General features: G+C 70.3%; 17 protein-coding genes. 10 read left to right on the forward strand and 7 right to left on the reverse strand.

Annotation, left to right across the window (positions count from 1 at the left end):
- Positions 1-3: 3 nt before the first annotated feature.
- Positions 4-798: a hydroxypyruvate isomerase family protein gene (locus MKK82_RS22150; RefSeq protein WP_238285672.1), complete on the forward strand. Its 795-nt coding sequence runs from the start codon at positions 4-6 to the stop codon at positions 796-798.
- 189 nt (positions 799-987) lie between these two features.
- On the opposite strand, the gene MKK82_RS22155 is transcribed toward MKK82_RS22150, so the two are convergent.
- Together MKK82_RS22155 and MKK82_RS22160 are read right to left on the reverse strand one after the other, a co-directional pair.
- A complete protein-coding gene (locus MKK82_RS22155; RefSeq protein WP_238285671.1) occupies positions 988-2,019 on the reverse strand; it encodes a hydroxyacid dehydrogenase in 1,032 nt (343 codons plus the stop codon).
- Positions 2,020-2,023: 4 nt separating this feature from the next.
- Complete coding sequence (locus tag MKK82_RS22160) at positions 2,024-3,229, reverse strand: amino acid aminotransferase (RefSeq protein WP_238285670.1); 1,206 nt, start codon at positions 3,227-3,229, stop codon at positions 2,024-2,026.
- Between the two features lie 209 nt (positions 3,230-3,438).
- On the opposite strand from MKK82_RS22160, the gene MKK82_RS22165 reads away from it, so the two are divergent.
- The 3 genes from MKK82_RS22165 (at position 3,439) to MKK82_RS22175 (ending at position 6,030) form a co-directional block, all read left to right on the forward strand.
- A complete protein-coding gene (locus MKK82_RS22165; RefSeq protein ID WP_238285669.1) occupies positions 3,439-4,578 on the forward strand; it encodes a branched-chain amino acid ABC transporter substrate-binding protein in 1,140 nt (379 codons plus the stop codon).
- 211 nt (positions 4,579-4,789) lie between these two features.
- Positions 4,790-5,065 (forward strand): translation initiation factor IF-1, encoded by a 276-nt coding sequence (gene infA / locus MKK82_RS22170; protein ID WP_012320343.1) that lies wholly within the window; start codon positions 4,790-4,792, stop codon positions 5,063-5,065.
- On the forward strand, positions 5,062-6,030 hold the full coding sequence (locus tag MKK82_RS22175) for a DMT family transporter (protein WP_238285668.1): 969 nt from the start codon (positions 5,062-5,064) through the stop codon (positions 6,028-6,030). The genes infA and MKK82_RS22175 overlap by 4 nt, the downstream gene beginning before the upstream one ends.
- Here the strand turns inward: MKK82_RS22175 and MKK82_RS22180 are convergent.
- Positions 6,000-6,302: a hypothetical protein gene (locus MKK82_RS22180; protein ID WP_238285667.1), complete on the reverse strand. Its 303-nt coding sequence runs from the start codon at positions 6,300-6,302 to the stop codon at positions 6,000-6,002. The two genes, MKK82_RS22175 and MKK82_RS22180, sit on opposite strands and share 31 nt — an antisense overlap.
- Positions 6,303-6,456: 154 nt before the next feature.
- On the opposite strand from MKK82_RS22180, the gene MKK82_RS22185 reads away from it, so the two are divergent.
- Positions 6,457-7,062: a sulfite oxidase-like oxidoreductase gene (locus tag MKK82_RS22185; protein WP_238285666.1), complete on the forward strand. Its 606-nt coding sequence runs from the start codon at positions 6,457-6,459 to the stop codon at positions 7,060-7,062.
- Entirely contained in the window at positions 7,037-7,774 is a 738-nt protein-coding gene (locus tag MKK82_RS22190; protein ID WP_238285664.1) for an FAD-binding oxidoreductase, read from the forward strand. Before MKK82_RS22185 ends, MKK82_RS22190 begins: the two co-directional genes overlap by 26 nt.
- A gap of 74 nt (positions 7,775-7,848) precedes the next feature.
- Here MKK82_RS22190 and MKK82_RS22195 read toward each other — a convergent pair whose 3' ends face one another.
- Complete coding sequence (locus tag MKK82_RS22195) at positions 7,849-8,946, reverse strand: calcium:proton antiporter (protein WP_243986876.1); 1,098 nt, start codon at positions 8,944-8,946, stop codon at positions 7,849-7,851.
- 403 nt (positions 8,947-9,349) lie between these two features.
- On the opposite strand from MKK82_RS22195, the gene MKK82_RS22200 reads away from it, so the two are divergent.
- Entirely contained in the window at positions 9,350-11,104 is a 1,755-nt protein-coding gene (locus MKK82_RS22200) for a DEAD/DEAH box helicase (protein ID WP_238285662.1), read from the forward strand.
- Between the two features lie 87 nt (positions 11,105-11,191).
- Here MKK82_RS22200 and MKK82_RS22205 read toward each other — a convergent pair whose 3' ends face one another.
- From MKK82_RS22205 to MKK82_RS22215, 3 genes are all read right to left on the reverse strand, one after another.
- A complete protein-coding gene (locus MKK82_RS22205; RefSeq protein WP_238285661.1) occupies positions 11,192-11,851 on the reverse strand; it encodes a GDSL-type esterase/lipase family protein in 660 nt (219 codons plus the stop codon).
- Between the two features lie 4 nt (positions 11,852-11,855).
- Entirely contained in the window at positions 11,856-12,893 is a 1,038-nt protein-coding gene (locus MKK82_RS22210) for an SGNH/GDSL hydrolase family protein (RefSeq protein WP_238285660.1), read from the reverse strand.
- A gap of 77 nt (positions 12,894-12,970) precedes the next feature.
- A complete protein-coding gene (locus MKK82_RS22215) occupies positions 12,971-13,942 on the reverse strand; it encodes a GDP-L-fucose synthase family protein (RefSeq protein ID WP_238285659.1) in 972 nt (323 codons plus the stop codon).
- Between the two features lie 225 nt (positions 13,943-14,167).
- On the opposite strand from MKK82_RS22215, the gene MKK82_RS22220 reads away from it, so the two are divergent.
- From MKK82_RS22220 to MKK82_RS34050, 3 genes are read left to right on the forward strand one after another with little or no spacing between them, the layout of a single operon-like run.
- Positions 14,168-15,691: a phytoene desaturase gene (locus MKK82_RS22220; protein ID WP_243986877.1), complete on the forward strand. Its 1,524-nt coding sequence runs from the start codon at positions 14,168-14,170 to the stop codon at positions 15,689-15,691.
- Positions 15,672-16,742: a phytoene/squalene synthase family protein gene (locus tag MKK82_RS22225; protein WP_243986879.1), complete on the forward strand. Its 1,071-nt coding sequence runs from the start codon at positions 15,672-15,674 to the stop codon at positions 16,740-16,742. Before MKK82_RS22220 ends, MKK82_RS22225 begins: the two co-directional genes overlap by 20 nt.
- A gap of 9 nt (positions 16,743-16,751) precedes the next feature.
- On the forward strand, positions 16,752-16,880 hold the full coding sequence (locus tag MKK82_RS34050; RefSeq protein WP_279603211.1) for a hypothetical protein: 129 nt from the start codon (positions 16,752-16,754) through the stop codon (positions 16,878-16,880).
- Positions 16,881-16,929 lie beyond the last annotated feature (49 nt).

Here is a 16,929-nt window from a genome sequence, read left to right on the forward strand (position 1 = left end):
ACCATGAAGCTCGGTGCCTTCAAGAACCGCCTGAGCGGCCATTGCGGCTTCCTCTTCACGGAGCTGCCGCTCGCCGAGCGTTTCGCGGCCGCCGCGCGCGCCGGCTTCAGGGCGGTCGAACATCCGAACCTGTTCGCGACGCCGGCGCCGGAGGTGGCGGGGTGGCTCGAACGGGCGGGCGTGCCGCTGGTCCAGACGGGTTTCCCGGCCGGTGACGCCGCCAAGGGCGAGAAGGGCTTCGCCGCACTACCCGACAAGATAGAGTACTACCGCTCGACCATCGAGCCGACGCTCGATTACGTCGCCCGGCTCGGCTGCCGCATGGTTCATCCGATGGCCGGGGTGCGGCCGGCCGGCGTCGAGCAGTCACGCCTCTGGGATACCTACCTCGACAACCTTGCCTTCGCGGCCGACGCCGCCAAGGCACGCGGCATGACGGTGATCGTGGAGCCGATCGGGCCGGGTTCGATCGCCGACTACGTCATCGACGATCCGCTGGTCGCGGTGCAGGCGATCGAGGCCATCGGCCGCGATAACGTCAAGCTCCTGTTCGACGCCTATCACTGCGTCTGCCTGGGTCACGACCCGGCCGCGCTGATCCGGGCGCACGCGCCGCTCATCGCTCACGTCCAGATCGCCGACGATCCGGGCCGGCACGAGCCCGGTACCGGGACGATCGCGTTCGATCCGATCTTCGAGGCTTTGGAGGAGGTCGGCTACCACGGCCTCGTCGGGTGCGAGTATCATCCCGAATCCGGGACCGACGCGGGGCTCGGCTGGATGCGATCGGCGACCTAGCGGGGCTGCCAGGGGACCGGGACACCTGATCCCCGGTGGCCTTCGGAGGCATCGGAGCGCGGTGAAGGCCGCCGGGGATCGCGTGGCCGGCTGGAGATGTCCCGCGGGACTACCGCGCGGTACCTCGCCATGAGCGATCGCTGTGAACCCTAGAGGGCTGCCAAGCTCGGCGATACCGCCGCGGGCCGCTCAGCCCAGCAGCCGCGCCCGGCGTTCCAACACTGCCGGCCAGACCTCCGGATTGACGAGGCGCGGCGGCCGCTCGCCCTTGAGGATGCCGATGACCTGCTCGGCCCCCCAAGCCGCCACGTTGCGGCGCGCCTCGTGGGTGACTCCTGCGGTGTGATAGGTCGCCACAACGGTGTCGAGCTTGAGCAGCGCCGAGTCGAGGGGCGGCGGCTCCGGCGCCCAGACGTCGAGGCCCGCACCGGCCAAGTGCCCGGATGTCAGCGCCGCGGCGAGCGCGGCCTCGTCGTGCACGCCGCCCCGGGCGGTCGTCACGAAGAGCGCACCCGGCTTCATCGCCGCGAAGGCCTGCGCGTCGAAGCTGCCGCGGGTGGTGTCGTCGAGGGGGCAGTGCAGGGAGACGATGTCGGATTCGGCTAGCAGCCGCGCCCGATCCACCGGCTCCGCGCCGCGCGCCCTGATCTCGTCCGACGTCAGCAGAGGATCGTAGGCCAGGACCCGCATGTCGAAGCCGCGGGCGAGCTTGGCCACTTCGCGACCGGTATGCCCGATCCCGACCAGTCCCAGGGTCAAGCCGCCGATCTCGTGACCCATCAGCGATTCCCGCGAGAAACCCCGCGCCGTTCGGAGCAGGCGATCCGAGACGCAGATCTTGCGTGAGACGGCGAGCATGAGGCCGATCGCCAGCTCCGCCACCGAGCGGGCGTTGCCGCCCACCTGATTGACCACCGCGACGCCGGCGCGCGTGCAGGCGGCGGCATCCACCGTGTCGAAGCCCGCACCGCCCGACGAGACGGCGAGCAGATTCGGGCAGGAGGAGAGCAGATCGTCCGTCACGTGCCACCGGCGCGGCAGCTCGTCCCGTGCCGGGGAGACGTGGAAGACGTGAGCTTGCTCGAGCAGCGCCTGGAGGGCGCTCTCGGGCCCCCGCAGGTCACCCACCTGCAGGTCGATGTCGGATTCGGCCCTCAATCGCTCGTCGAAGATCGGATTGATCCACACGTTGAACCGGCAAACGCGCTTGAGGGCCGCCATCGGTTCAGCCCTTCACCACGGCGTCGATCGCGTCGATGACGTGATCGATGTTGTGAGAGTTGACCGCCGCCACGCAGATCCGGCCGGTCTCCAGCGCATAGACCTCGTGCTCCTCACGAAGGCGGGTGGCCTCGGCCGGGCTCAGACCGGTGTAGGAGAACATGCCCTTCTGAACCTTGATGGCGTCGAAGCCGCGCTCGGGGTGGCGCTGCTGCAGGCTGTCGGCCATGCGCTCGCGCATGGCGCGGATCCGGTCGCGCATCTCGGCGAGCTCCCGCTCCCAGTCGGCGCGCAGCTCCGGATCGGTGAGAACGATCTCGACGATGGCCGCCCCGTGCGTGTGCGGGTTGGAGTAGCTCGCCCGGACGAGGCGCTTGGCGAACGCCTCGACCTTCGCCCGCGCGCTCGGATTCTCGGCCACGATGGTCAGGGCGCCGACGCGCTCGCCGTAGAGCGAGAACGACTTGGAGAAGGAGGACGCCACCAGGAATTCCTGACCCGACTCGGCGAACAGGCGCACAGGCTCGGCATCGGCGTCGAGACCGTTGCCGAAGCCCTGGTAGGCGATGTCGAGGAACGGCACGAGGCCGCGCTCCGCCATCAGGGGGACGAGGTCGCGCCATTCGTCGATGGTGAGGTCGGCGCCGGTCGGGTTGTGGCAGCAGGCGTGCAGCACGACGATCGAGCCCTTGGGAAGATCCCGAAGGTAAGCCTTCATGGCCGGGTAGTCGGCGCCCCCGGTCTCGGCCGAGAAGTAGGGATAGTCCACCACGGTGAAGCCGGCCTGGGTAAACAGGGCCTTGTGGTTCTCCCAGCTCGGGTTGCTCACCGCCACCGTGGCGTCCGGGTAGAGCTTGGCGAGGATGTCCGCGCCGGTCTTCAGGGCGCCTGTGCCGCCGATGCTCTGGAGCGTCGCCGTGCGGTTCTGCGACAGAATGGGGGCGCCGGCGCCGAACAGCAGCGCCTGGACCGCGTCCCGGAACGGCTTGGTGCCCTCGATCGGCCGGTAGGTCTTCGGCAGACCCTTCTCGATCCAGCGCTTCTCCGCCGTCTGCACGGCGCGTAGGCGCGGCACCTTGCCGTCCGCATCCGTATAGACGCCGACCACGAGGTTGAGCTTCTTCGGGCTCGGATCGGCGTTGAAGGCCTCGAACAGGCGCATGATCGGATCGAGCGGCGCGTCCTGGATGCCGGCGAACAGCGAGGTCATGATCGTCAATCGTCCCAGAGGGTCTTCGTCGGCGACGCGCTGGCGCCCCGGCACGCCCGGCGACAAGCCGAGCCAGCGCCCTTATTTCGCACATCGCGCCCGCTTGCCAGCGCCGCCGCGCGCATCAGCATCCCGATCCGCTCAACGATCCGGTTTCACCACCGCCGCGGCCCTTCCGAAACGCGCGCTCCAGGCCTTAGAATGTCGCCATGATCCGTCGCCTCACCCTGATCGTCGCGGGCCTTCTTGCCGTCGCCCCGGCCAGCGCACAGGCGCCGGTGCGGATCGGTCTGTCCGCGCCGTTGACCGGGCCAGACGCGGCCTTCGGGCAGGGGCTTCGGCAGGGCGCCGAGCAGGCGGTGATCGATCTCAATCGGGCCGCCGGGGGGCGCCCGCGCTGGGTGCTCGTCCCGGCCGACGATGCGGGCGAGGGCCGGCAGGCCGTGGCGGTGGCCAGGAAGTTCGCCGCCGACGGCGTGCGCCTCGTGGTCGGGCCGTTCGAATCCGGCGCGGTCGCCTCTGCCGCACCCGTTTACGAGGATGCCGGCACCGTGTCGGTGACATCCGCCGCAACCTATGCGCCGCTCACCGGCAGGGGCCTCTGGAACCTGTTTCGATTGAGCCCGAGCGACGCGCAGCAGGGTCAGGCGGCCGGAGCCTACCTGGCACGGGCGTTCGCCGGTCGCCGGATCGGCATCCTGAACGATCGCTCGACCTTCGGTCGCGGCCTCGCCGAGGCGGTGGCAGCCCGGCTGAAGGAGGCCGGCACGCCCGAGGTGCTGTTCGACGGGTTTGCCCGCGGCACGCGGGATCTGTCCGAGCTCGTCGCCCGGTTGAAGGCGGCGCGGATCGACGCGGTGTATTTCGGCGGCCTCGCCCCGGAAGCCGCGATCCTGCTCCACGCGATGCGGGATGCCGGCCTCGCCGCGACGCTGGTGGCGAGCGATGGCATCCTCGATCCCGGCTTCGCCACCGCGGCCGGCGCCCTGGGAGAGGGGACCGTGATGACCCTGTCACCGGATCCACCGCGCCTGCCGGAGGTCCGCGGTGTCCGGTCGTCGGCAAGGAGTTCCGAGGCGGACAGCGTGGCCTCCGGCGCCTACGCGGCGGTGCAGATCCTGGCCGAGGCCGTCGAGCGGGCCCGTGCCGCCGACCCGAAGACCGGACGGATCGCCGATGGCCGCTCGGTGGCCGACGCCCTGCGGGCCGGGCCGATGCGCACGCTTCTCGGTCCCGTAGGGTTCGATGCGCGTGGCGACCGGACCGGCAGCCCGATCGTCCTGAGGATCTGGCGACGAAGCCCGGACGGGCGCCTCGACTACGCCGGCAACGAGGTTGCCGCCCCATGAATCGCGTCGATTCATGTCGATGACGGAAAGGCTGTCGCCGCCGTGACTTGCCGCCGGTTCCCGCGGCGACTACATGCGTGCGGTGCTGCTGAGCTGGCGCGGGCGATCCGTCGGATCGGATCCGCGCCCTGCGGCGTTTCCCGAGCTCGATGACAGCCGAACACGCATTGCCGGAACGCCTGCTGCCGGACGGTCCGACTGGAGAAGGTGCATGGCGAAAGAAGAATTGATGCAGTTCGACGGTCTCGTGATCGAGATCCTGCCGGATGCGCGCTACCGCGTGCAGCTCGACCAGGGCCACGAGATCGTGGCCTACACGGCTGGCAAGATGAAGAAGAACCGCATCAAGACGCTCGCGGGCGACCGGGTGACGGTCGAGATGTCGCCCTACGACCTGGAGAAGGGACGCCTCGTGTTCCGCCACAAGGACGAGCGTTCCTCCGGTCCGCGTCCTCCCGTGCGCGGCGGCCAGTTCCGACGCCGTTGAGATCGAAGCCCGCGTTCCGGGCTTCTTCGGCCACGTCCGCCTATCTGCTGCTCACCGTCACGGCGCTCCTCTGGGCCGGCAATGCGGTCACCAGTCGCTGGGCGCCGGGCCACGTGTCCCCTCAGGTGATCACGACGCTGCGCTGGGCTTTCGCCTGCGCAGTGCTCATGCCCTTCGCCGCGCGCCGGCTCGCGGCCGCGTGGCCGCAGTTGCGCCCGTACTGGCTGCGCATCCTGCTGATGGGCGGGCTGGGCTACACGGGCTTCAACTGCCTGTTCTACGCGGCCGGCGTTCATACCGGCGCGATCAATCTGGCTCTGTTCCAGGGCGCGATCCCGGTCCTGGTGATCGTCCTGAATCGGCTGGCGTACCGGGTTCCGGTCACGGCCGGGCAGATGTTGGGTGTCGGGCTGACGCTGATCGGCGCGGGCTTGGCCGCCACGCACGGCGACTGGTCGGTCCTCGCCAACCTCGCCTTCAACCGGGGGGACGTCCTCGTCTTCGGCGCGTGCCTGCTCTACGCCGGCTACACGATCTTCCTGCCGACGCGGCCGAAGGTGCCGGCGCTGGCTTTCTTCGCCGCCATGGCGCTCGCCGCCCTCGTGACGTCGCTGCCGCCGCTGGCGGTCGAATGGGCGACGGGGCACGCCGTCTGGCCGAACCGGGAAGGCTGGCTCATGGTGGCGTTCGTCGGCCTCGGGCCGTCGCTGCTGGCGCAGCTCTTCTTCATGCGCGGCGTCGAGCTGATCGGCCCGAACCGGGCCGGGCTGTTCGTCAACCTCGTCCCGATCTTCGGCGCGTTCCTCGCCGTCCTGCTGGTCGGCGAGCCGTTCGGAACGACGGAAGCCGCCGCCCTGACCCTGGTACTCTGCGGGATCGCCTGCGCCGAGCGCCTGAAGCCGGCACGCGCCGCCGAGGCGACCCCGGAGGCCGCCTACTCGCAGACGCGGACGCGGCGGACGTAGACGTCGCCGTAGGCGTCGACGGTCCGGCGGCGCTCGAAGTGGCAGACCGGGCCGTAATCTTCTTCCACGTAGACGGGCGGCGGGGCACGGTAGACCGGGCGACCCGGGTAGTAGCCGTTGTTGGCCGACGCGATGGCACCGCCGACGGCTAGGCCGCCGAGCACGCCGAGGGCAGCCGCGCCGCCGGCACCGATCCCGTCGCGGGCCTGGGCGGCTGGCGCGAGAGTGGCGAGGCTCCCGACGACAAGGCTCGTCGCGAGAAGGTACTTCATGACATCCCCCTGAAAGCAGGCGATTCGTGCCGATCATCGGCACCTGCTGCTAGCACGCCTGAGCTTTGGGGCGTTTGTTCGGCCGCACATACCGGCTTGACGTGGGGTGTTCCGCCGCACCAAACCGATCCGGCAGCGGTGATCGGAGACCGGCATGGTGACACGTGGCTTCGTCGGGCGCAGGCAGCCCTCCGAGACGGGCGCGCGCCTTCCGCCCGGCCAGTATCTCACGGACGACTTCCCGATCCTGCAGATCGGACCGAACCCGATCGTTGATCGCGCCACGTGGCGGTTCACGATCCGCGAGGGATCCCGGCCGATCAAGGCATGGAGCTGGGACGAGTTCGAGGCGCTGCCGCGCACGACGTGGCATGGGGACATCCACTGCGTCACCAAGTGGTCGAAGTTCGACACGACGTGGGAGGGCGTCAGCTTCGACGACCTGCTGGCGGATGCCGGCATCGCCGCGCCGACCGGCTTCCTTCTGGCGGAATCCTACGACGACTATACCACCAACGTGCCGGTGGCCGACCTCGTCGGCGGGCGTGCTTTGGTGGCGACCCGCTACGCCGGGGAGCCGATCCATCCGGATCACGGCGGACCGGCGCGGCTGTTCGTACCGCATCTCTACTTCTGGAAGAGTGCCAAATGGCTGAAGGGCCTGCGCTTCACCCAGACCGACACCGCCGGCTTCTGGGAGCTGCGCGGCTACCACATGTACGGGGATCCCTGGCGTGAGCAGCGCTACATCGGTGATTGAGCCCATCGTCTTTCGCTGGCACCAGGCCGAGATCACCGCGATCGCGCCCGTCACCCCCCACGTGAAGAGCGTTCGGCTGCGCTGCGCCCTCGCGCAGACCTATCGCGCCGGGCAGCACGTCGATGTCCGCCTCACCGCCGAGGACGGCTATCAGGCCCAGCGCAGCTACTCGATCGCCTCGGCGCAGGACGGCAGCGGCACCTTCGAGCTGATGATCGAGGCTCTGCCGGACGGCGAGGTCTCCGGCTGGTTCTCGCAATGCGCGGACGTGGGCGACCGGGTCGAGATGCGAGGTCCGATCGGCGGCTCGTTCTCCTGGGATGGACCCGATGGCGGGCCGCTGCTCCTGGGGGGCGGCGGGTCCGGCGTGGTGCCGCTGCTGGCGATGCTCCGCCGCCGGGCGCAGCACTGGCGGGCGATCCCGGCGGCCCTGATCTACTCGGCCCGGACCCACGCGGAGATGATCGCGCTCGCCGAACTGGAGCAGCTCGCCGCGACCGATCCCCAGGTCTCCCTGCATCTGGCGGCGACGCGCGAGCCCGGCGGCAAGCGGATCGACGCCGCCCTCGTCGCCGGCGCCCTGACCCGGATCGGCGCACCCGGGAAGGTGTTTCTCTGCGGCTCGAACCGGTTCGTCGCCGCGGCGTCCGACCTGATCATGGCGGCCGGTGTCGCGCCCGGCTTGATCCGCACCGAACGCTTCGGCGCCTGAATGCCGGGGTCGGGTCCCGACCGTGCGGCGATGGGCCGGGCCGCGGCAGCCGAAGCCGTCCGACGACCCTCCCGTCAGGGGCTGAAGATCAGGACAAGGTAGACGAAGAACAGCACGAGGTGCACCGCGCCCTCCAGGACCGTGGTGCGCGTGCCCGAGAAGGTCTGGGCGCTGAGGATGAGTGTCACGGCGAGCAGCGTCATCTCGGTCGGTTTCAGCCCCAGCACCACCGTCTGACCGGTGAGCAGGCCGATGGCCAGGATCGCCGGCACGGTGAGACCGACCGTCGAGGTCGCCGCGCCGAGGCACAGGTTGATCGCCCGCTGAAGCTCGTTGCGGGCCACCGCCTTGAGCGCCGAGATGCCCTCGGGGGTGAACACGATGGCGGCGATCAGGACGCCGCCCAGCGCCGATGGGGCACCCAGGGCCGCGATCCCGTGATCGAGGATCACCGCGAGGCTCTTGGCCAGGATGACGATCGGCAGGACGTTGGCGAGCAGCAAGCCAACATGTTTGGCGACGCTGCCGCGCGACACCGCTCCGGAGGCGCTCTCGGGTTCGGACGTCTCCCGGGCTTCGGCGTCGAGGAAGAACTCGCTGTGACGGCCCGTTTGGATCAGCAGGAACGCGCCGTAGAGGGCGAGCGTGAACACCGAGAACGTCACCGCCTGGACCGTCGTCAGCGTGCCGTCGCTCGTGGAACTGGTGAAGTTCGGGATGATCAGCGCGATGGTGGTCAGCGGGATGATCACCGAGAGGAAGGCCGAGGCCCCCTGGAGGTTGTAGCGCTGCTGGTGGTGGCGCAGGCCGCCGACGAGGAGGCCGAGACCCACCACGCCGTTCAGCACGATCATCAGGACCGCGAACATCGTGTCGCGTCCCAGCGTGGGCGCGTCCTTGGCCGAGAGCATCACGGCGGAGATCAGCGCCACCTCGATGATGACGATGGAGAGCGTCAGCACGAGGGTGCCCAACGGCTCGCCGAGAAGGTGCGCCAACTCCTCCGCTTCGTGCACCACTCCGAAAGCCGCCCAGACGATGACGGCGAGCAGCCCTGCGAACAGGACGCCGGCAAAGAGCGGCTGCGACAGGTCGCCGAGCCACGCCTTGCCGAACCACGCGAAGGCGAGGACCGTCGCCCAGGCTGTCCCCACCCGAAGGGCTGCGATCATGACGAGGCTGTACTCCAGTCGGGTCGCGGCGCGGCCGGGAAGGGGCGATCCTGGACCGTGCCTTAGCAGGCCGCCGCGACGGAGTCGGCTCCCCTGTCCCTGCGCGCACAGGGAAGCATTCCGGCTGCACCCCGCTCACGCGGGCGCGCTGGCTCGGGCCGCCTTCAGTGCACTGCCATGATCAGTCGGGTCTACAGCCCGTCATACGACCGCGAATCCGTCGACGACGGGGTCCCCACACTGTGGATCGAGCGGGTGCAACCGCCCCATGCTGCGGCGGGAGTGGTCAGCCGGCTCGCAACGCGTTACCCTTACGACACCCGAATAAAGTCCGGCGTCTGATTCCCCCGCCGCGCGATGGCGCGCTGCCGGGCGCGGCGCGGCTGTTGAGAGTCCTCAGAACTTGCCTTTCCCGACCCTGCCCGCCCCCCTCGCGCGGGCTCTAGCCGACCGCGGTTACGCGGACCCCACCCCGGTTCAGGCCGCGGTGCTCGAGGCGGCCGCCGGCTCCCGCGACCTTCTCGTCTCCGCTCAGACCGGCTCCGGCAAGACCGTCGCGTACGGTCTCGCCATGGCGAGCATCCTGATCGGCGAGGCGGAGATGCTGGCGCCGCCGGCCGCCCCGCTCGCCCTGGTGATCGCCCCGACGCGGGAACTCGCGCTCCAGGTCCAGCGCGAGCTGTCCTGGCTCTACGGCGCCGCCGGCGGCCGCGTCGCGGCCTGCGTCGGCGGCATGGATCCACGGCGGGAGAGCCGGATGCTGGCCGAGGGCACCCACATCGTCGTGGGCACGCCCGGTCGCTTGCGCGACCACCTCGAGCGCCGCAACCTCGACCCGACGGCGCTGCGGGCGGTTGTCCTCGACGAGGCCGACGAGATGCTCGATCTCGGCTTCCGCGAGGATATCGAGTTCATCCTCTCGGCCACGCCCCCGGAGCGGGCGACCTACCTGTTCTCCGCCACGCTGCCGAAGGGCATCGAGGCGCTGGCCGAACGGTATCAGCACGGTGCCCTCCGCCTCGCCATCAAGGGTGAGACTCGGGGGCACGCCGACATCGCCTACCGGGCGGTGCGGATCATGCCGCGGGAGACCGAGCACGTGGTGCTCAACCTGCTGCGCGAGGCGGATGCCAAGACCGCCATGGTCTTCTGCAACACCCGCAACGCCGTCCGCCATCTCCAGGCGAGCCTGACCGAGCGGGGCTTCTCCGTGGTCGCGCTGTCGGGCGAACTCGGTCAGGGCGACCGCAATGCCGCGCTCCAGGCCCTGCGCGACGGCCGCGCCAGGGTCTGCGTCGCCACCGACGTGGCCGCCCGCGGCATCGACCTGCCGTCCCTGAGCCTCGTGATCCACGCCGACCTTCCGCACGACGCCGAGGTGATGCAGCACCGCAGCGGGCGCACCGGCCGTGCCGGCCGCAAGGGCACCTCGGTGCTCCTGATCCCGAACTCCCGTCGCCGGCGCGCCGAGCAGATGTTCGCCCTCGCCAAGATCAGCCCCGAGTGGTCGGGCCCGCCCTCGGCCGACGAAATCCGTCGCCTCGACGGCGAGCGCATGCTCTCCGACCCGCTCTTCGCCGAGCCTCCGGCCGAGGAGGATGTCGCGCTGGCCGAGACGCTGCTGGCCGGCAAGAGTCCGGAAGAACTCGCCGCGCTCCTGGCCCGCGTCTATCGCACCCGCCTCCCGGCCCCCGAGGAGGTTAGCGATCCCGGCGAGGGGCGCGCCCCCCGGGGCGAGCGGCCGCCCTACGATCCAATGGATCCGGAGCGGATCGCCGCCATGGGTCCCGCCGTGTGGTTCCGGCTCAATCTCGGTCGGCGCGACAACGCCGATCCGCGCCGCCTGCTACCGATGCTGACACGCCGGGGCGGCGTCGACCGCCAGGAGATCGGTGCAATCCGGATCTTCGACAGTGAGACCAAGTTCGAGGTCCGGGGCAACGCGGCGGCGCGCTTCGCCGACGCCTTCGCGCGCAACGGCTCGCCGGAGATCCAGATCGAGGCGCTCACCGGCGACGTGGCACCGGCCGAGCGCAAGGGCCGCCCCGGCGGCCCCAAGGGCTTCGCGAGCCCGCGCGCCGGCAAGCACCAGCGCAAGGTCGAGCGGCCCGGGTCGAAGGTCGATCAGAGGCCCGGGCGGCAGACCGGCCGGGGCTGACCGGCGGATCGGGGACGCGGCGGCGCAGTTGGACGCGACGCGCTCCGCGACCCGCCCTAGCACCGCCGACCGCACGCGCTTGGACTTTCAGCGGGTACCGAGGATCAGCGCCGCCAGGGCCGCCAGAACGGCCGCGATGGCGATGCCGGCGCGGCGGCCTGTGGACGGCTTCGGCACCGGTGCCGCCATCGGCGGGATCCGTCCCAGGGCCGAGAGCATCAACGGCTCGATGGCAGCGTAGCCGGCGGGACTGAGATGCAGCCCGTCGGTACCGTATTCCTCCCGCAACGCTCCGTCCCCGGTCGCCAGCACCGCGTGGTAGTCGATGAAGACCGCGCCGTGCGCGTGCGCGTGGTCGCGCAGCCACGCGTTCACGGCGGCGATCATCGCCGGCGCGTCCCGCACCTCCGAATTCCAGGGGATGCGCGCCGCCGGCATGATCGCGCCGATCCAGGCGGCAACGCCGAGGGCCCGCGCCTCATCGAGCATGCCGGCGAGGATCCGGCATATCTCCTCGGCGGGGACGAACGCCCCCTCATTGCGGCCGATATCGTTGATGCCGCAGAGGAGATGCACGCCCGTGGCGCCGGTCTCCTCGAGGTCGCGGCGGAACCGCATGGTGATCCAGCGCGCCGTCTCGCCGGAACCGCCCCGGGGAATCAGGTCGTAGGCCTCGAAGGTCGCCGCCCGGTGGAAGCCCCAGAGCTCGGTGATCGAATCCCCGATGAAGACGATCGGCCCGTTCACGGCCCTAGGCGGCCGGTCCGACCGACGTGCCGAGGATGTCGGCCACCTCCTGCTGGAGCCGGTCGGCCATCCGCTGCCGGCCTTCCCCGTTGAGATGCACGATGTCGGTGAACAGCGGATGCGCGTCCTCCGCGAAGAGCCGGCTGAGATCGCGGACCGCGAAGGGGGCATCTGCCGCGAACTCGGAGCCGAGCCGGTCGAGGACACCCTCAAAGCGCCCGTATTGCCGGTCGAGATAGGCCAGGAACTCGCCCGAGGCGGCTCCCGCCTCGTCGCCCGCCCGCTCGACCTTGCGGACCACGCTCGGCTGGAGGACGAAGCGGATCGGCGCTCCGATCCCCGGTGCGAGGCGCGCCAGGCGCTTCAGCCCCAGCTCGAACTGCCGAACGACCTCCCATTCCCAGATGTCCGACTGCCAGTGAGTCAGCGCCCGCAGATTTTCGAGGCGGCCGAAGATCATCTCCTGCAGCCGCTCGTAGGACAACTCGGGTGCGTCCCCGCCCTCCTTTCGGGGGTCGAAGACGAAGTCGTAGAGGCACTCGGTGGCGAAGTGATTGTAGGGATAGCCCGCGCGCGGATCGAAGCTCCAGGGCTGGAAGATGTCGGTGGATCCGCCGACGATCAGGATCGCGTCCGGCTCCAGATCCATCAGCCGCGTCGTGACCAGCGCGATCATCTGGTTCAGGCAGGCCGAGGTCACGCCGAAATTGTGGACGCGCGACCCGGGACCGTGGACCTGCTTGAGCCCCGATTCGAGGCGGCCGGGGACCGTGTCGGCAAAAGTCTGGCCGTCGACCAGCGTGCTGTCCCCGACCACGAAGATCCGCAGCGACTCCCCGGCGGACCGAGGCTGCACGTGCACGTCGTTGCGGTAGCCGAGTGCGTCGTAGCGCCAGCCGGTTTCCGCCATGCTCGCCTGGGGCTTCCCGGCGAACTGCACGTAGGGCGCGGGGAAACGGATGTTGGCGTCGAAGCTCCGGAAGTTCTTCAGGAACTTCTGCCGCCGCGCGTGCTCGCTCTCGTCAGCCGGCCCCTGGGCCATGATGCGGATCCTCTCGGTGCGGATGATCGATCGCGGTCGGGGCGTCGGATGCCCGGACCGTCCCGCGGCCGCGCCGGTCAGCGCCGGAGCGTCGCGTTGTTCTCCAGGAACCAGCGGTAGGTCTGGTGGAGGCCGTCTTCCAGGTCGATCTCCGGCCGCCAGCCCATGGTCCGCAGGCGGGACACATCCATCAGCTTGCGCGGCGTGCCGTCCGGCTTGCTGGAGTCGAACTCCAGCGCACCCTCGTACCCGATCACCCGCGCCAGCGATTCGGCGAGTTGCCGGATGGTGCAATCCTCGCCGGTCCCGACGTTGATGTGCGACAGGTCCGGCCGGGTGTTCTGGGCGTAGACCGCGTCGTCCATCTCCATCACGAAGACGCTCGCGCGGGCCATGTCGTCCACGTGCAGGAATTCCCGCATGGCGCGGCCGGTCCCCCAGACGGTGACGGCCGGGCTGCTGGCGGCCTTCGCCTCGTGCAGGCGCCGCATCAGCGCCGGGAGGACGTGGGCGTTCTCGGGGTGGAAGTTGTCGTTCGGCCCGTAGAGGTTGGTCGGCATGACGCTGCGGTAGCGGCGCCCGTACTGCCGGTTGTAGCTCTCGCACATCTTGATGCCGGCGATCTTGGCGATGGCGTAGGGCTCGTTGGTCGGCTCCAGCACGCCCGTGAGCAGCGCATCCTCGCGCATCGGCTGTTCGGCATGCTTCGGGTAGATGCAGGAGGAGCCGAGGAACAGCAGCCGGTCCACATCGGCCACGTGCGCGGCGTGGATGAGGTTCGACTGGATCAGCAGGTTCTCGTGGATGAACTCGGCCGGATAGGTGTTGTTGGCATGAATCCCGCCAACCTTGGCGGCGGCCAGATACACCTGATCGATCCGGTGTTCGCCGAAGAACCGGAGGACCGCCGCCTGGTCGAGGAGGTCCAGCGCGCCGCGATCGGCGGTCAAGATCCGCCCGTGCCCGAGTTCGCGCAGGCGACGCACAATCGCGGAGCCCACCATCCCCCGGTGGCCCGCCACGAAGATGGTCTTGCCGCCACCGTCCATCTCGCTTCCTGATCCCCAATTAATGCGCAACTCGCGAAGGCCTATAGCCTCCTCCGGGCCGGATATCGCCGCGCAAACACGCGTTTTCTGAGGCGCATGGCAATCGCGCAACGGGGCCGTCACGCGGGTCCGATCGCGTCCGAGCGACGCCACGGATCATCCGGATCCGGACGGCCGCACTTTTCGATCTTGCGCGGCACGAAACCGTCGCGCTAGTGTCAACTCATGTTGACACTAGCGGTTGACCACCGGCAGGCGCAGACGACCGACCCGCGACCGCACGCGGTGGTTATCGGGGCCGGCTTCGGTGGTCTTGCCGCCTCAGTTCGCCTCGGCGCCCGCGGTTACCGCGTGACGGTGCTGGAGCGGCTCGAACAGCCGGGCGGGCGCGCCCGGGTTCACCGGCAGGACGGCTTCACGTTCGACGCGGGACCCACGATCGTCACGGCCCCGCAGCTGTTCGAGGAGCTCTGGACGCTCGCCGGTCGACGCCTTTCCGACGACGTGACGCTGGTGCCGATGGATCCCTTCTACCGGATCCGCTTCGCCGACGGCGCGTCCTTCGCCTATAGCGGCGACCCGGACCGGATGCGCGCCGAGGTCGCCCGCTTCGCGCCCGACGACGTGGTGGGCTACGAGCGCTTCATGGCCCATAGCCGGGCGGTCTGCCGCATCGGCTTCGAGCAGCTCGGCCACGTGCCGTTCGGCAGCGTCACGTCGATGCTGAAGATCGCCCCCGACCTGCTGCGCCTGTCCGGGCACCGCTCGGTCTACGACGTGGTGGCCCGCTTCATCCGCGACGAGCGGCTGCGGACGGTGTTCAGCTTCCACCCGCTGCTGATCGGCGGAAACCCGTTCCGCGCGAGCGCCATCTACTGCCTCATTGCCGATCTGGAACGGCGCTGGGGCGTGCATTTCGCCCTGGGCGGCACCGGGCAGCTGGTCGATGGGCTGGTGCGGCTGATCCGTCGCCAGAACGGGCGGGTCCGCCTGGGCGTCGATGTGGCCCGCATCCGCGTCGAACATGGCGCCGCCACCGGCGTCGAGCTGGCCAGCGGCGAGACCGTCGCGGCCGATCTCGTGGTCTCGAACGCGGATTCGGCGGTGACGCACGCCCGGCTCCTGCCGGAAACCCAGCGCTGGAGTCCCGGCCGCCTCCGCCGTACCCGCTCCTCGATGGGCCTGTTCGTCTGGTATTTCGGCACCAAGCGCCGCTATTCCGAGGTGGATCACCACACGATCATGCTCGGACCGCGCTACCGCGGCTTGCTCGCCGACATCTTCGACCGGAAGGTGCTCGCCGAGGATGCGAGCCTCTACCTGCACCGTCCCACGGCCACCGATCCGAGCCTCGCACCGCCGGGATGCGACGCGTTCTACGTGCTGGCGCCGGTGCCGAATCTCGCGGGCGGCCAGGACTGGCGGGCGCTGGCGGAGCCGTACCGGCAGCGGATCGCCCGGATCCTGGAAGCCAGCGTGATGCCGGGCCTGTCCGCGTCCATCGTCACCTCGCTGGTGACGACGCCGCAGGATTTCCAGGATGACTTCCAGAGCTACCGCGGTTCCGGATTCGGCCTGGAGCCGGTGCTGACGCAATCGGCGTGGTTCCGGCCGCACAATCGGTCGAGCGCCGTGCGCAACCTCTATCTGGTCGGCGCCGGGACCCATCCGGGCGCCGGCCTGCCCGGCGTTCTCTCCTCTGCCCGCATCCTCGACAGCGTGGTCCCCGATGCCCGCGTTACCGCCTGAATTCGCTGCTGCGGCCGACCGTACCGCCTGCCGCGCCGCGATCCGCGTCGGCTCCAAGAGCTTCTACGCCGCCGGGCGGCTGCTCCCGGGCGAAGTGCGCGAGGCTGCCTATGGCCTCTACGCCTTCTGCCGTCTCTCCGACGACCTCGTCGACGAGGCCGCGGACCCCGCCGACCGGCGCGACGCGGTGGCACGCCTCGCCGACCGGGTCGGCCGCGCCTACGCGGGTCGGCCGGCCGATACGCACGCCGACCGCGCCTTCGCGGAAGTCGTGGGCACCTACGCGATCCCCGAGGCGCTGCCGCGTGCCCTGATCGAGGGGTTCGCCTGGGACGCGGAGGGACGGCGCTACGCCGATCTCGACGCCCTCCACGCCTACGCGGCGCGGGTCGCCGGCTCCGTGGGGGCGATGATGGCGCTGATCATGGGCGCTCGCGGGCCGGCCGCGCTCGCCCGAGCCTGCGACCTCGGCGCCGCGATGCAGCTCACCAACATCGCCCGCGACGTGGGCGAGGACGCGCGAATGGGGCGGCTCTACCTGCCCCTCGACTGGATGGTCGAGGCGGGGCTCGATCCGGACGCCTTCCTGGCCGATCCGCGGCCGAGCCCGGCCCTGGCCGGCATCGTCGCGCGGCTCCTCGCCGAGGCGGATCGCCTCTATGCCCGGGCGGATGCCGGCATCGCGGCGCTCCCGCCCCCCTGCCGGCCTGCGATCCGCGCGGCGAGCCTGATCTACGCCGAGATCGGGCACATCGTCGCCGCACAGGGACATGATTCCGTCACGGCACGCGCGCGGGTCGGCTCGGGGCGGAAGCTGGCCCTGATCCTTCGTGCGACCCGCAAAAGCTTCGACTCAACCGATCCCACGGCGCCGGCGCTTCCGGCGGCGGCGTTCCTGATCGCCGCGGTGACGTCTCAGCCCCTCGGCGTGGCGCGCGAGCGCTCCGCCCTGCGACCCTGGTGGGACGTGGGCGGCCGCGTCGTGCACGTGCTGGACCTGATCGAGCGGATGCGGGAGCGGGAGGCGTTCGGCCGGTCGGCGCCGTCGTGAGGACCCGGCATGAGCGATGGCCTGTTCGCAGCCCTCGATCTCGGTCTGGCCTTCGCAGTCGTGTTCGGATTGGGCCTCTGGCAGCTGGTGTCGGTTCGCCGGAGCATCCGGCGCGACCGTGACCGCAAGCCGGATTGATAGGGCGCTCCGGTCTGCCCACCTCGACCACCCGCGACGCCGCGCCGAT

It is taken from the genome of Methylobacterium sp. E-046 (assembly GCF_022829625.1).
GTDB lineage: Bacteria > Pseudomonadota > Alphaproteobacteria > Rhizobiales > Beijerinckiaceae > Methylobacterium > Methylobacterium longum.